Origin of the sequence: Mitsuaria sp. GD03876 (assembly GCF_029840635.1) — a bacterium.
In the GTDB taxonomy this organism is placed as follows: Bacteria; Pseudomonadota; Gammaproteobacteria; order Burkholderiales; family Burkholderiaceae_C; genus Roseateles.
This window is the reverse complement of the sequence record NZ_JAOCCU010000010.1, coordinates 59989-74711: the sequence shown is the minus strand read 5'-3', so window position 1 is coordinate 74711 and position 14723 is coordinate 59989. Positions and strand designations below refer to the sequence as shown.

The following is a 14723-nucleotide window of genomic DNA, read 5'->3' as shown; positions in this document are numbered from 1 at the left end:
ATGGATATACGATTGGCCATATAGCCTCTATATGTCATTGACGATGTCGGAAGAGCTGAACTTCGACAAGATCGACCTCCTTCTGGTGCGGGTCCTGCATACCTTGATTTCCGAGCGCAGTGTGTCCAGGGCCGCGATGCGGCTCGGCAGCACGCAGCCCGCCTTGAGCGCGCAGCTGCGGCGCTTGCGCACCCTGACGGGCGATCCGCTGCTGGTGCGCAGCGGCGCCGGCATGACCCCGACCGCCACCGCGCTCGAGCTGCTCGCCCCCGCCGAGCGCCTGCTGCGCGAGGCCGACGAGCTCTTCGGCGCGCGGCTGCGCAAGTCGGGCTTCGATCCCGCGAGTGCCGAGCTGCGGCTGCGCGTCGCGGCCAGCGACTACCTCGACCCGCTGTTCCTGCCGATGCTGGTGGCCCACCTGCAGCGCGCCGCGCCCGGCGTGCAGCTGGACCTGCAGCCGCTGAACGCCGATTTCGACTACCGCGCCTCGCTCGCGCGCGGCGAGGTGGACCTGGTCATCGGCAACTGGCTCGAGCCGCCCGGCGAGCTCCACATGGGCCGGCTGCTGGTGGACGAGGTCGTCTGCCTGGTGAGCCAGGACCACCCGGCCGCGCGGATGGCGCCGCGCGCCTGGACGCAGGAGCGCTACCTCGACTGCCAGCACCTGGCGCCGATGCCGCTGAGCCGCGGCCAGCCCGGCGTGATCGAGCAGCACCTGAGCTCGCTCGGCCTGGAGCGCCGCATCGCGGTGCGCTGCGCCCATTTCGGCCAGCTGCCGCAGATGGTGGCGCGCAGCTTGCTGGTGCTGACCACCGGGCGGCTGTTCTGCAACCGCTACCTGGACGAGCTGCCGGTGACCGTGCTGCGCTGCCCGGTCGCCTTCCCGCCGATGACGTATTACCAGCTGTGGCACGACGTCAGCCACAACAGCGCGCCGTTGCGCTGGCTGCGCGAGCAGGTGCGGGAAGTCGCCCGCGAGCTCGTGGCGTAAGGTTGCTTCCGCTTTCTCCGCTTTCTCCGCTTTCTCCGCTTTTCCGATTCCTGCTTCCACCGATGACGACCGACCGATCCGCCGCTCCGGCGCGCCTGGCCCTGAAGGGCGACCTGCTGGACTTCACCGCCACGCCGCACTGGGCGCGCGTGGACGACCCCGCCGTGCGCTTTCGTCCCGATCACTGGCTGCTGATCGAGGACGGCCGCATCGTCGGCGCGCAGGCCGAGGATCCGGGCGAGGGCTGGGTGCGCGAGGACCACTCGGGCCGGCTGATCCTGCCGGGCTTCGTCGACACGCATGTGCACAGCCCGCAGCTGGACGTGATCGCGTCCTACGGCACCGAGCTGCTGGACTGGCTCAACACCTACACCTTCCCGGCCGAGCAGCGCTACATGGACCCCGAGGTCGCGCGCTTCGGCGCGGACCGTTTCCTGGACGCGCTGCTGGCGCACGGCACGACCTCGGCGGTGGTCTACCCGACGGTGCACAAGGTCTCGGCCGACGCGCTGTTCGACGCCGCCGCCGCGCGCGGCATGCGGCTGATCACCGGCAAGGTGCTGATGGACCGCAACGCGCCCGAGGCGCTGCGCGACGATGTCGTCCAGGCCGAGCGCGATTGCCTCGACCTGATCGCGAAGCATCACAACCGGGCGCGCCTGGCCTACGCGGTGACGGTCCGCTTCGCGCCGACCAGCACGCCCGCGCAGCTCGCGATGGCCGGCGCGCTGTGCCGCGCCGATGCCAGCCTCTACATGCAGACCCACGTGGCGGAGAACCGCGGCGAGGTCGAGTGGGTCGCCAAGCTTTTCCCGGAGGCGCGCAGCTACCTCGATGTCTACGACCGCGTCGGCCTGCTGCATCCGCGCGCGGTGCTGGCGCACGGCATCTGGCTGGACGACGAGGATCGCCGCGTGCTGACCCGCACCGGCGCGCACATCGCGCATTGCCCGTCGTCCAACCTGTTCCTGGGCAGCGGGCTGTTCGATTGGCCGCGCGCGATCGAGGCCGGCGTGCGCGTCAGCGCGGCCAGCGACGTGGGCGGCGGTACCTCGCTGTCGGCGCAGCGCACGCTGGCGGACGGCTACAAGGTGCAGGCGCTGCAGGGCCAGCGGCTGACCGCCTGGGCGGGGTTGCACGCGGCCACGCGCGGGGCGGCGGAGGCCCTGGGTTTGTCGGAGGAACTGGGCCACTTCGGCGTGGCTACACTGGCCGACGTCTGCATCTGGGACTGGGCCGCCGGGCCGGTCGCCGAGGCCCGCATGGCCCTCACCCGCGACCCGCACGAACGCGCCTTCGCCTGGATGACGCTGTCGGACGATCGCAACCTGGTGGCCAGTTACGTCGCGGGCGAGCCGCGCTACCGGAGATCCTGAGGACCCTGCCATCCCCATGACGCCGCCACGCCTGGAACTTCGCCGCATCAGCAAGCAATACCCAGGCGTGAAGGCCAACGACGCGGTCTCGCTGTCGGTGGCCGCGGGCGAGATCCATGCGGTGCTGGGCGAGAACGGCGCCGGCAAGTCCACGCTGATGAAGATCATCGCCGGCGCGGTCGCGGCCGACGCCGGCGAGCTGCTGTGGGACGGGCAGCCGCGGGCCATCCGCTCGCCGTCCCAGGCCCGGGCGCTGGGCATCAGCATGGTCTACCAGCACTTCTCGCTTTTCGACGCGCTGACCGCGGCGCAGAACATCTGGCTCGGGCTGGACAAGGCGCTGTCGCTGGACGAGGTGCGCGAGCGCGTCGCGCGGCTCTCGGCCGAGTACGGCCTGCCGCTGGACCCGGAACGCCCGGTGCACGCGCTGTCCGTCGGCGAACGCCAGCGCGTGGAGATCCTGCGCGCGCTGATGACGGCGCCGCGGCTGCTGATCCTGGACGAGCCGACCTCGGTGCTGACGCCGCAGGCGGTCGAGGCGCTGTTCGGCACGCTGCGCCAGCTCGCCGCGCAAGGCTGCGCGATCCTCTACATCAGCCACAAGCTCGACGAGATCCGCGCGCTGTGCCAGCGCTGCACGGTGCTGCGCGCGGGCCGCGTGACCGGCGAGGTCGATCCGCGGCAAGAGACGAACGCCAGCCTGTCGCGGCTGATGATCGGCGCGGAGCCGCCGGCGCTCGCCACCCGCGCCGCGCGGCCGCTGGCACCGGCCCGGTTGCGGGTGAGCGGCCTGCGCCTGGCGCCTGAGACGCCGCATGGCACGGCGCTGGACGACGTCTCGCTCGAGTTGCGCCAGGGCGAGATCCTCGGCCTGGCCGGCGTGTCGGGCAACGGGCAGCAGGAGCTGCTGCGCGTGCTGTCCGGCGAGGACCGCCGCGCGCCGCGCGGCGTGATCACGTGGATCGGCGATGCCGGGGCGAGATCGACCTCGGGCCGGCTCGCGGGCGACGCGGATCGCGTCGGCCATGCCGGGGACGCGGGGGACGCGGGGGAGGCGGGTCGTGGGGCGGGTGCCCCGGTGGACCTCGGCCCGCTCGGCCCCGCGAAGCGCCGCGCGCTCGGCCTGCATCACGTGCCGGAGGAGCGGCTGGGCCGCGGCGCGGTGCCGTCGATGTCGCTGGCGCAGAACACGCTGTTGACCCGGCGCGAGCCGGTCGGCCGCTTCGGCCACGTGTCGTCGGCGAAGGCCGCGGCGCTCGCGCGGCACCTGATCGAGCGCTTCGGCGTCCGCGCGGCCGGGCCACAGGCGGCGGCGCGCAGCCTCTCCGGCGGCAATCTCCAGAAATTCATCATGGGCCGCGAGATCGACGCGGCGCCGAAGGCGCTGATCGTCGCGCAGCCGACCTGGGGCGTGGACGTCGGGGCCGCGGCGCAGATCCGGGCCGAGCTGCTCGCGCTGCGCGACGCCGGCTGCGCGCTGCTGGTGCTGAGCGAGGAGCTGGACGAGCTCTTCGCGCTGAGCGACCGCCTGATGGTGATGGCGCGGGGCCGGCTCTCGCCGGCGATCCCGGTGGCCGAGGCGACGGTCCAGCGCATCGGCCTGTGGATGAGCGGCCTGTGGGAGGACGACCATGCTGCGGCTTGAACCGCGCCCTCAACCGTCGGCGGCGATGTCGCTGGCCTCGCCGCTGCTGGCGCTCGCGCTGACGACGCTGATCGGCGTCGCGATCTTCGTGGCGCTGGGCAAGGATCCGGTGCAGGGGCTGCGCATGTTCTTCTGGGAGCCGCTGCGCAACGGCTACGCGCTCGGCGAGCTCGGCCTGAAGGCGACGCCGCTGGTGCTGATCGCGCTCGGCCTGGCGGTGGCCTTCCGGGCCAACGTCTGGAACATCGGCGCCGAGGGCCAGTTCGTCGCCGGCGCGCTGGCCGCCGGCTGGGTCGCGATGCAGGCCGACGCCGGCAGCGCCAAGCTGATCGTCGTGCCGATCCTGCTGGCCGGCGTGCTGGGCGGCATGGCCTGGGCGTCGATCGCGGCGTTCCTGCGCGACCGCTTCCATGCCAACGAGATCCTGGTCAGCCTGATGCTGGTCTACATCGCCGAGCTGTTGTTGCAGTACCTGGTCTACGGCCCGTGGAAGGACCCGGCCGGCTACAACTTCCCGCAGACCATCACCTTCCTGCCGGCGACGCAGCTGCCCAAGCTGTTCCCCGGCACGCGGCTGCACATCGGCGTGTGGGTCGCGCTGGCCGCGGTGCTGGGCGTCTGGTGGCTGCTGTTCCGCTCGATGGCCGGTTTCGCGCTGCAGGCCGGCGGCATCGCGCCGATGGCGGCGCGTTATGCCGGCTTTTCGTCGCGCGGCGCGCTGTGGGGCGCGATGGCGCTGTCCGGCGGACTGGCCGGCCTGGCCGGCGCGCTCGAGACCGCCGGCCCGCTCGGCCAGCTCACGCCCTACGTGCCGGTGGGCTACGGCTTCGCGGCGATCATCGTCGCCTTCGTCGGCCGGCTGCATCCGGTGGGCATCGTGCTCTCCGGGATCCTGATGAGCCTGTTCTACATCGGCGGCGAGCTGGCCCAGTCGCGGCTCGGGTTGCCCAAGGCGATCACCGGCGTGTTCCAGGGGCTGCTGCTGTTCAGCCTGCTGGCCTGCGACACGCTGATCCACTACCGCGTCCGGCGCGTGGCCGGCCTCGCCGGCACCGCCGGCCCCGCCCGCGAGGAGGCCCGCTGATGGACGCCTGGGCGCTGCTGATCGCCGCGACGCTGAACGCGGGCACGCTGGTCGCGCTCGCCGCGCTGGGCCTGCTGATCAACGAACGCGCGGGCGTCGTGAACCTCGGCGCCGAAGGGATGATGCTGGTCGCCGCGATCGCCGGCTTCGCCGCGGCGGTGCACAGCGGCAGCGACGTCGTCGGTTTCCTCGCCGGCATCGGCGCGGGCGCGCTGATGGCGCTGGCCTTCGGGCTGCTGGCGGTTTATCTCAACACCAACCAGTACGCGACCGGCCTGGCGCTGAGCCTGTTCGGCGCGGGTTTCTCGGCCTTCGTCGGGCAGGGCTACGTGCAGGCCAAGCTCGGACCGCGGCCGTCGTTCGCGGTGCCGGTCCTGGCCGACATCCCCTTCATCGGCCCGGCCCTGTTCCGGCAGCACCCGCTGGTCTACGGCGCGATCGCGCTGGCCGCGCTGCTGGCCTGGGCGCTGGCGCGCACGCGCGCGGGGCTGGTGCTGCGCGCGGTCGGCGAGTCGCCCGAATCGGCCCATGCGCTCGGTTATCCGGTGCGGCGCATCCGGCTGGGCGCGGTGGTGACCGGCGGCGCGCTGTGCGGGCTGGCGGGGGCCTACTGCTCGGTGATCTACACGCCGCTGTGGGTGGAAGGGATGATCGCCGGCAAGGGCTGGATCGCGCTGGCGCTGACCAGCTTCGCCACCTGGCGCCCGGGCCGCGTGCTGCTCGGGGCCTACCTGTTCGGCGGCGTCACGATGCTGCAGTTCCACTTGCAAGGCCAGGGCGTGCAGGTCGCCAGCCAGTTCCTGAGCATGCTGCCCTACCTGGCCACCATCGTCGTGCTGGTGCTGATCTCGCGCGACGAAGGCTTCATCCGCGCCAACATGCCGGCGTCGCTGGGGCGGCCGTTCCACCCCGGTGGCTAGCCGTCCCGGCCGCGCCCGATCCGGTCCGAGTCCTTTCGCCTTCCTGGAGAGTCCATGAGCCCGAGTCCGCTGCTTCGCCGTTCCCTGCTGATCGCCGCCTCCGCGGCCGCCGCGCTGGCGCTGGCCGCCTGCGGCAGGAAGGACGACGCGCCCGCCGGCGCCGCGTCCGCGCCGCAGGCCACCGGCGCGTCGGGCGGCGCGACCGCACCGCTGCATGTCGCCTTCGCCTACGTCGGCCCCGTCGGCGACGGCGGGTGGACCTTCGCCCACGACAACGCGCGCAAGAAGCTGGAGCAGGAATTCGGCGGCCGCATCAAGACCAGCTTCGTCGAGAAGGTGCCGGAGGCGGCCGATGCCGAGCGGGTCTTCCGCGACCTGGTCCAGCAGGGCAACACGCTGGTCTTCGGCACGACCTTCGGCTACATGGAGCCGCTGATGAAGGTCGCCGCGGACAGCCCGCAGGTGAAGTTCGAGCACGCGACCGGCTACAAGCAGGCCGCCAACCTGCGCACCTACGACGCGCGCACCTACGAGGGCGCGTACATGGCCGGCGTGGTCGCCGGCGCGATGACCAAGACCAACACGCTGGGCGTCGTCGGCTCGATCCCGATCCCCGAGGTGATCCGCAACATCAACAGCTTCACGCTGGGCGCGCAGAGCAGCAACCCGAAGGCGACGGTGAAGGTGGTGTGGGTCAACGAGTGGTTCAACCCGCCCCAGGAGACCAACGCGGCGCAGACGCTGATCAACGCCGGCGCCGACGTGTTGATGCAGAACACCGATTCCAGCGCGGTGCTGCAGACCGCGGAGAAGAACGGCAAGTACGCGTTCGGCTGGGACTCCGACATGAGCGCCTACGGGCCCAAGGCGCACCTGGGATCGGCGGTGATCGACTGGTCGCCGTACTACATCGCCACGGTCAAGGCGGCGCTGGACGGCAGCTGGTCCGCCGGCCCGGGCAAGCACAGCTGGTGGGGCGTCAAGGAAGGCGCGATCGACCTGGTCGCGCTGAATGCCGCCGTGCCCGCCGAGGTGAAGGCGCGGCTCGACCAGGTGAGGGCGGGTCTCAAGGACGGCAGCTTCGTGATCTGGAAGGGACCGATCGCCGGCCAGGACGGCCGGGAGGTCCTGGCCAAGGACGCGATCGCCGACGACAAGTTCCTGCAGAACATCAAGTTCTACGTGAAGGGCGTCGAGGGGCAACTGCCCTCCGGCAAGTAAACCGGTTCAACCAGGGAGGACAAGCACATGGGTTCGATGAAGTTGCGCGCCACGGTCGGCGCGTCGTGCCTCGCGATCGCGGCGGCAATCGCCGCCACGCCGGCGCAGGCCGCGAAGGCGTCGGAGAAGCCGGCGCAGCAGGCGCCGAAGACGCAGAAGACGCTGAAGGCGGCGGCGAAGCCGGAGGCCGCGCGCCGCGCCGCCAAGCCCTACACGATCGAGCAGTTCATGGCCACGACCTCGGTCAGCGGCGCCTCGTTCTCGCAGGACGAGCGCCGCATCCTGTTCAGCAGCAATGCGACCGGCATCTTCAACGTCTACAGCATCTCGGTCGACGGGGGCGAGCCCGTCGCGCTGACCGCGTCCAAGACCGACAGCCATTACGCCGTCGGCTACTTCCGCAACGACGACCGCGTGCTGTTCACCCGCGACCAGGGCGGCAACGAGAACAACCACCTGATCGTGCGCGAGCTCGACGGCAGCGAGCGCGACCTCACGCCCGGCGACAAGGTCAAGGCCGGCTTCAGCGGCTGGAGCCGCGACGGCGACAGCTTCTTCGTCACCACCAACGAGCGCGACCCGCGCTACATCGACGTCTACCGCTTCGACGCCAAGACCTACGCGCGCACGCTGGTCTACCAGAACAACGACGGCAACGCGGTGTTCGGCGTCAGCGGCGACGGGCGCTGGGTGGCGCTGGGCAAGACCAACACGACGGCCGATTCGGATGTCTACCTCTACGACACGCAGTCCAAGGAGACCAAGCACCTGACGCCGCATGAAGGCGTGGCGACGTTCAGCGCGACGGGCTTCGATCCGGAATCGAAGACGCTGCTGATCCTGTCCAACGAAGGCGCCGAGTTCACGCGGCTGGTGGCCTACGACCTGGCGTCGGGCCGCACCCGCGACCTTGAGAAGGCGGACTGGGACATCGTCTACAGCAGCTACTCGCGCGACGGCCGCTACCGCGTGACCGGCGTCAACAACGACGCCAGCCTGGAGCTGCGCATCGTGCAGGCCGCCGACGGCACGCCGGTGACGCTGCCCAAGCTGCCGGGCGGCGAGCTGCGCGGGGTCACGTTCTCGAAGAGCAGCCAGCGCATGGCCTTCTACCTGAACGGCGACCGCTCGCCGAGCAACCTCTACGTCTACGACTTCGGGACGAAGCAGGCGCGGCAGCTCACGCGCAGCCTGTCGCCGGAGATCGATCCCGAGGAGCTCGTCGAGGCGCGCATCGTGCGCTTCCGCTCGTTCGACGGCATGGTGATCCCGTCGGTCTACTACGAGCCCAAGGAGGCGTCGCCGACGAACAAGGTGCCCGCAGTGGTGCTGGTGCACGGCGGGCCGGGCGGGCAGACGACGCGGGGTTACTCCGCGATGATCCAGTACCTGGTCAACCACGGCTACGCGGTGCTGGGGATCAACAACCGCGGCAGCTCGGGCTACGGCAAGACCTTCTTCACCGCCGACGACGGCAAGCACGGCCGCGAGCCGCTGTGGGACTGCGTCGAGGCCAAGACCTACCTCGCCGGCACCGGCGTGATCGATCCCGAGCGCATCGCCATCGCCGGCGGCAGCTACGGCGGCTACATGACGCTGGCGGCGCTGGCCTTCCGGCCCGAGGCCTTCAAGGTCGGCATCGACATCTTCGGCGTGTCCAACTGGCTGCGCACGCTCGAGTCGATCCCGCCGTACTGGGAAAGCTTCCGCAAGGCGCTGTACCTGGAGATCGGCGATCCGGTGAAGGACAAGGACTTCCTGGTCGCGACCTCGCCGCTGTTCCACGCCAAGGAGATCCGCAAGCCGCTGCTGGTGATCCAGGGCAAGAACGACCCGCGCGTCATCAAGCCCGAGAGCGACGAGATCGTCGAGGCCGTGAAGAAGAACGGCGTGCCGGTCGAGTACGTCGTCTTCGACGACGAAGGCCACGGCTTCTCCAAGAAGAAGAACCAGATCGAGGCCAACCAGCGGATGCTGGCTTTCCTGGACAAATACCTGAAGCCTGGAATCAAGAACTGAATCCGTGTGAAGTTGCACGGTTTACAGCCTGTTGCCCCGGCCCGCGTGCGCTAGCGCAGCATGCACCCCCAGAAGCCCGGCCACGCGCCGGGCTCTTTTGTCCGAAAGAGAGAAGCGCCCGGTCGAGGGCGTCAAGCGGGCCACGAGTCCGCGACGCAGATCGGGCGTTCTAGAAGATGGGGGAATCAATCATGCGGTTCGAAGGGACGTTGGACAGCTGGTACGCCGAGCGCGGCCACGGCATGGTGCGGTCCGAACAGGGCGGCGAACCACTGTTCGTGCACGTGTCGGCCTTTCCGATGGACGGCCAGGTGCCGCAGGAAGGCGAGCGCATCAGCTTCGAGGTTGTGTCCAGAAGTGACGGCAGCAAACAGGCCGTGCGGCTGCACCGCCTCCAATCCCACAAGCTGCCCTCGCAGCTGCGCCCGTCGCGCGTGGGCTCCCGCCCGCCGCGGCCCATCGCCCGCCGGCGTACCTCGCCGCTGACCTGGATGGTGCTGGTGCTGCTCGCCCTGGGCGTCGGCGCCACCGTCTGGTCCCCCGCCAGCCATGCGCTCGGCACCAAGACGCAAACCCAGCGCCACTGACAAGTTGACTCCTTGGAGCTGGCACCTGCAGCTCCGTCGCCCTCGCGGAGGCGCTCTACGCTCCGCTTTTCGCAGGCTGCCCTTCGCGGGGCAGCCTTTTTTGCTTTTCGTCGGGACCCTGCACTGCGCACGTCATCGAAAGCCGGGCAGGGGCCTCCTCATACTTGTCGCATGCTCCAAAAATCGTCGGCCCCTGCCCGCCTTCCGATGACTCGGAATCAGGTCTGCGGCGAGCGCGGGCTCACACCTTCAGTTCGAGGCGGAGCGTCCACACGGTGAAGCTGCGGCCGGTGCTCTCGCCAGTCACGATGCGGCCCGGCGTCGTCGTGATACTGCCGTTGCCATAGGTCAGCGGGACCAGGTTGCTCGCGGCCAGACGCACCGCCACCATCGGCGAGAAAGTCCACATCGCCGAGACGTCGATCACCCGCTTCTTGTCGATCTCGTTGAGCACCTGCGCACTCTGCTGCAACAGCGTCGACGGCGTGTAGTTCAAGGACGCGCCCAGCGTCAGCGGGACCGAGCGCAACCGGTAGTCCGCGCCCAGGTTGGCCGTGTAGCGCGGCTGCTGGTCCAACTTGTTGTCCGGGCCCGGAATGCCATCCACCGCCGAATGGAACAGCGACAGATTGCTGCGCACATTGATCGGCAGCGCGCTCTCGAGGTACTCGTCCAGGCGGAACTTGGCCTCGAGCTCGACCCCGTAAGTCTTTGCGTTGCCGATGTTGCGCGGTCGCACGACGTAGCGCTGCACCGGCGCGTACGGCACCGTCTCGAGCACCGCCTGGCTGCGGATCAGGTCGGTGATGCGGCGATAGAAGAAATTCGCGCTCAGCAGGCCGCCCTTCGAAAGGTATTTCTCGTAACCGATCTCGACACCCGTCGCCATCTCCGGCTTGAGGTCGGGGTTGCCGAGACGGTCGGGCGACTCGAGGCGGTTCTCGCCGCAAGGGATGTCCGGCGGCTTGCAGTTGTAGCGGCTGCTGATGCTCAGCCGGCCGACGACGTCGTTCAGGTTGGGCGACTTGTAGCTGCGGGTGAGGCTGGCCCGGATCTGCTCGCGGCTCTTCTCGTCGAGCTTGTAGACCGCGTGCAGCAGCGGCGTGACGACGCTGGAACTGTTGTCGACCGGCCCCTGGTTGTTGGTGCTCTTGGTCTGGATGCCCTCCCAGCGCAGCCCGGCGTAGAAGCCCCATTGCTTGCCGACGCTCCACTCGTCCTGCGCGTAGGCGGCGAAGCGGCGCGTGGAGGCGGTGACGTTGTCGCCGAAGTCCGCCAGGAAGGCGCAGTTGGACCAGGCGGCATCGGTGCCGTAGAGCTGCTGGCAACTGCGCGTCTGCTTGCGTTCGGTGCCTTCCCCCTCGACGCCGGCGACGAGGCTGTGCTCGTTGTCCATCTGGTGCGTGAGCTTGGTGTTGAAGCTCCACTGCGTGTCGCGGCTCTTGGTCGTGTCGTCCTGGCGGCGGAAGAAGGTCTCGTCGGTGCGGCGGGAGTCGTCCTCCTCGCGGTGCGCGACGCTGGTCATCGTCATGCGGCCCGCGCCGAGCCGCGTCTCCATGCGGGTCTGCTCGCCGAGGCGCTTGTTCCACTGGACGTTGAGCCGCGCCATGGTGGCGCGGCTGGTGCCGTCGGTCTGGACGCCGTCGTAGTCGAGGCGGTCGATGTCGGTGGGCGGCAGGTCGGGCGTCTGCGACTGCGCGAAGACGCTGCTGCTCTTGCCGCGATTGGCCATCAGGAAGGGCTGGATCGCGATGGTGTCGCCGCCGTCCAGGCGCAGCTGCAGCCGGCCGGTGAGGTTCAGCGACTTGCGCTCGTCGCGCGACTGGCCGAGGTTGGTCAGCAGCGTCTGGCGCTGCAGCGCGCCGGCGCCATCGAAGGTCTGCGTGAGCGAGTGCGAGTCCACGTCGTCGACGCGCTTGTGCTGCATCGCATTGACGGTGAGGTTGTAGGCGCCGCCGTTGTCGTCGAGCTTGTCGTTGCGGGTCCAGCTCAGGTGCGGGGTGACGTGGTCGCGCTCGAAGGCGGTGGCCAGGCGCACCTCGTTGAGGCGGCGCTGCAGCGCCTCGCGCAGGACGACGTTGATGGTGCCGGCGATGGCGCGGGCGCCGTATTCGGCGGTGGGGGCGCGCATGACCTCGATGCGTTCGATCTGCTCGGGCGGGAGCTCGTCGAGCGAGAAGCCCGGCGGCATGCGCTCGCCGTTGACCAGGATCTGGGTGTAGCCGCCGCCCATGCCGCGCATGCGGACCTCGCCGCCGCGGCCCGGGCGGCCGCCGGTGGTGACGCCGGGCAGGCGCTTGAGGACCTCGCCGATGGTGGAGTCGCCGTAACGCTCGATCTCATCGCGGCCGATGATGATCTTGGAGGCGGTGGAGGCCCGGCGCTGGTCGTCGTCGCGCGAGGTGCCCTGGACCTCGACGCGGTCGAGCTGCGTGGGGGCGTCGGCGTTGTCCTTGCTGGCCGGTGGCGGCGCGGGACGCGCGCGCTGGGGGGCCGGTGCGGGGGCAGGCGCCTTGGCCGGCGGCGCGGCGGGCGGGGACGGCGGCGCGGTCTGCGACCAGGCGGGTGTGCTCAGGCCGAGCAACAGGGCGACCGAGAGCGGTGTCAGGGCGGGGCGGCGGAGGCTTGTCATCGATGAAGCAATGGCGGGACAAGCGCGGCCGATCTGGCGATGGCTGGACGGAAGCGCGGAGAACTTGGAAGCGGGAGCGGCGCCGATCGACGGGGATCAGCGGCGAAACGGGCGGAAGCATCGCACGCTGTACGTTTCGTTTCTAAGCCCGGGAAGGACTTTCAAGCTTCTTTACCTGGGGTGATGGGCGGGCGCGACGAATCTTCGGGGAAACCCGAATGAACGTGGCCACCACCCGCGACGTCTTCCAGCACCTTAAGTGAGATTTGCCTCGAATGGGTGGAAGACGTATGAGTCATGTGCTGACCCATGCGATTGGCCAAACGCTTGACGATCTGCACAGTTTCGAGGTCGGGCGCTGCTGTCGCTTTCCCCCGACTTATTCATTTTCCAGAAACGCAGACTCGTGGAGGGGTGTGTGACCCTAGGTGATGACTGGAATTCAACCGAGTTCCTGGAAGGCTATTACGAGCGCAGGCCATGGCTGGCGCGAGGGGCCTGCGCCGTTCGATATGGCTGGGAGCAAGTCAATCGTGGGCTTTTCGGCTGGGACCCATCGGACGGCAGGCTTCGTCTATTCAACGGAGAGTTCTTGCCCGTCGACGTATTCGTTGAATTGGTCGAAGAGTTGGGATCCCGAAGATTTCGAATCATGAAGGATAGGCTTCGCGAGCACATGGCCAACGGCGCAACCCTCGTGATGAATAGGCTCGAGCTGAAATGTCCCGATATTGCGGAGATCAACTTCCGGGTTGCCTCATTCTTGAGCGAACAGACGGTGTCGAACGGCTACGCCTGCTTCGGCGGGACAGGGGCGTTCGGTCGTCATTGGGACACGCATGATGTATTCGCTGTGCAGTTGATTGGGCAGAAACTCTGGCGGGTATTTGAGCCGACGCTAGAGCTCCCTTTGCCGGAGCAGCGCAGCAAGGAGAGGAAGGATGAATGTCCGACGCAGCACGCACTTGAGGTACTACTGAAGCCGGGGGACGTTCTGTACGTCCCAAGAGGCTGGTGGCACGCAACTGAAACACCGCCTGGTGAGGAGTCCTTCCATATCGCTGTGGGTGTTCATCCCCCTCGGGTGAAGGACTATGCGAGCTGGCTATGCGAGCACGTGATGGGAGATCACTTGGCGAGCCGACGTTCGTTGCAATGGCAAGACCGCGAGGCGGATTGCAAAGCTAATGAGTTCTTGGCTGCTTTCAGCGAGGAAGTTTCTCAACCTGCCAATCTAAGGCGCTTTCAGGAGTTTCGTGCCGATAGCGTCAGGCAAGAGACCGCATTTCTTATTGAGAAATGGAATAGTGACTTGGGTGCGCCGCTGCAAGAGGTGCTCGAAATCAACTCACCATTTCGTCAGGATCCGACGTCGTCTCCTGTGATCGCCAATGGAGTCAAGCTGGCAATGGATGAGCGGGCTCGTCACTCCCTGTCTGCAACGTTGAAGGGCAGGCAATCTGTCCTTGATTCGGAAGGGCGGCGATTTATCAATGAGCTATCGCTAAGAGATATCTTGCGGCCAAAAAGGATGGGTTCATGAAAAGTTCGATGGCCTGTTTTTTGTTGGGTGGCGGTGCCTGTTTTGGCTTCGTCGTTTATTGTTTTCGAGATGATTTGTCTCAAGCGGGGATTCTTCAGAATATTCCCGTTCTTGGGATTCTTGGTCTTGCTGGTGTTTATTTCTTCTGGAGGTTTCTTAGGGTAAATGCAAGAAATATCGACGAGATCGCAAGCGGTCGGCGGCCATTCGATGCCTTAATGCGGCTGGTATTCGGTCGCGTGTTCAAGTTTCCAAGGAGCAAGTAATGCGAGAACTGCAAGTCAGTGAATACGAATTTGTGTTTGGCGGCGCCGATATGTCGCCGGGTGACCTGATGGGTTGGGCATCGGGAATAGGGGGTGGGATTGGCCTGAGTCGAGGCGCGACTCTTGGCCTCGGCGCGCTAGAGGCTGTCGGACTGGCCGGGGTAGGCGCCGCCACCGCCGGAGGTCTGATGGCGGCGGGAATCGGGGGCTGGAAGTTGGGGCAAGCACTGAACGACCACACCCCCGTTCAACGGTGGATCGCCCAGGGTCTCGAGTGGCTCGATAAGACCGTCGATGGCGATGAATAGCGCCAAAGCCGCTTGGGGGCTCGCTCTTTGCTTGTGCTTCGTCGAACTGTCGACGCTGTTTCTAGGCGGCTACGTCGCGCTTGGCATTCTTGTGGATGGACAAGTCCAAGCAAACGAGAAGCTACTTGGCG

12 protein-coding genes are annotated in these 14723 nt (G+C 68.1%); 11 read left to right on the top strand and 1 reads right to left on the bottom strand.

The genetic code is table 11. The annotated features are described in order from the left end of the window. Positions 1-31: 31 nt before the first annotated feature. The 8 genes from N5D62_RS08435 (at position 32) to N5D62_RS08400 (ending at position 9843) form a co-directional block, all read left to right on the top strand. Positions 32-991, top strand: a complete 960-nt coding sequence (locus tag N5D62_RS08435; RefSeq protein WP_279757250.1) for a LysR family transcriptional regulator — start codon at positions 32-34, stop codon at positions 989-991. Between the two features lie 62 nt (positions 992-1053). Further along, positions 1054-2367 carry a guanine deaminase gene (gene guaD / locus N5D62_RS08430; protein ID WP_279757249.1) on the top strand — a complete coding sequence of 438 codons (1314 nt, stop codon included), beginning with the start codon at positions 1054-1056 and terminating at the stop codon, positions 2365-2367. Positions 2368-2383: 16 nt separating this feature from the next. Next, on the top strand, positions 2384-4012 hold the full coding sequence (locus N5D62_RS08425; protein WP_279757248.1) for an ABC transporter ATP-binding protein: 1629 nt from the start codon (positions 2384-2386) through the stop codon (positions 4010-4012). Then, positions 3999-5096 carry an ABC transporter permease gene (locus N5D62_RS08420; protein ID WP_279757247.1) on the top strand — a complete coding sequence of 366 codons (1098 nt, stop codon included), beginning with the start codon at positions 3999-4001 and terminating at the stop codon, positions 5094-5096. Before N5D62_RS08425 ends, N5D62_RS08420 begins: the two co-directional genes overlap by 14 nt. After that, positions 5096-6016 (top strand): ABC transporter permease, encoded by a 921-nt coding sequence (locus tag N5D62_RS08415; protein WP_279757246.1) that lies wholly within the window; start codon positions 5096-5098, stop codon positions 6014-6016. Before N5D62_RS08420 ends, N5D62_RS08415 begins: the two co-directional genes overlap by 1 nt. A 54-nt stretch (positions 6017-6070) precedes the next feature. Continuing rightward, positions 6071-7237: a BMP family ABC transporter substrate-binding protein gene (locus N5D62_RS08410; protein WP_279757245.1), complete on the top strand. Its 1167-nt coding sequence runs from the start codon at positions 6071-6073 to the stop codon at positions 7235-7237. Positions 7238-7264: 27 nt separating this feature from the next. Beyond that, complete coding sequence (locus N5D62_RS08405) at positions 7265-9256, top strand: S9 family peptidase (RefSeq protein WP_279757244.1); 1992 nt, start codon at positions 7265-7267, stop codon at positions 9254-9256. Between the two features lie 209 nt (positions 9257-9465). Further along, positions 9466-9843, top strand: a complete 378-nt coding sequence (locus tag N5D62_RS08400) for a cold shock domain-containing protein (protein ID WP_279757243.1) — start codon at positions 9466-9468, stop codon at positions 9841-9843. 241 nt (positions 9844-10084) lie between these two features. Here N5D62_RS08400 and N5D62_RS08395 read toward each other — a convergent pair whose 3' ends face one another. Continuing rightward, a complete protein-coding gene (locus N5D62_RS08395; protein WP_279757242.1) occupies positions 10085-12475 on the bottom strand; it encodes a TonB-dependent receptor in 2391 nt (796 codons plus the stop codon). Between the two features lie 418 nt (positions 12476-12893). On the opposite strand from N5D62_RS08395, the gene N5D62_RS08390 reads away from it, so the two are divergent. From N5D62_RS08390 to N5D62_RS08380, 3 genes are read left to right on the top strand one after another with little or no spacing between them, the layout of a single operon-like run. Further along, positions 12894-14018: a cupin domain-containing protein gene (locus tag N5D62_RS08390; protein ID WP_279757241.1), complete on the top strand. Its 1125-nt coding sequence runs from the start codon at positions 12894-12896 to the stop codon at positions 14016-14018. Then, the gene (locus N5D62_RS08385) at positions 14015-14284 is read left to right on the top strand and encodes a hypothetical protein (RefSeq protein WP_279757240.1); all 270 of its coding nucleotides are present in this window, start codon (positions 14015-14017) and stop codon (positions 14282-14284) included. Before N5D62_RS08390 ends, N5D62_RS08385 begins: the two co-directional genes overlap by 4 nt. Then, positions 14284-14592: a hypothetical protein gene (locus N5D62_RS08380; protein ID WP_279757239.1), complete on the top strand. Its 309-nt coding sequence runs from the start codon at positions 14284-14286 to the stop codon at positions 14590-14592. The genes N5D62_RS08385 and N5D62_RS08380 overlap by 1 nt, the downstream gene beginning before the upstream one ends. Positions 14593-14723: the final 131 nt, after the last annotated feature.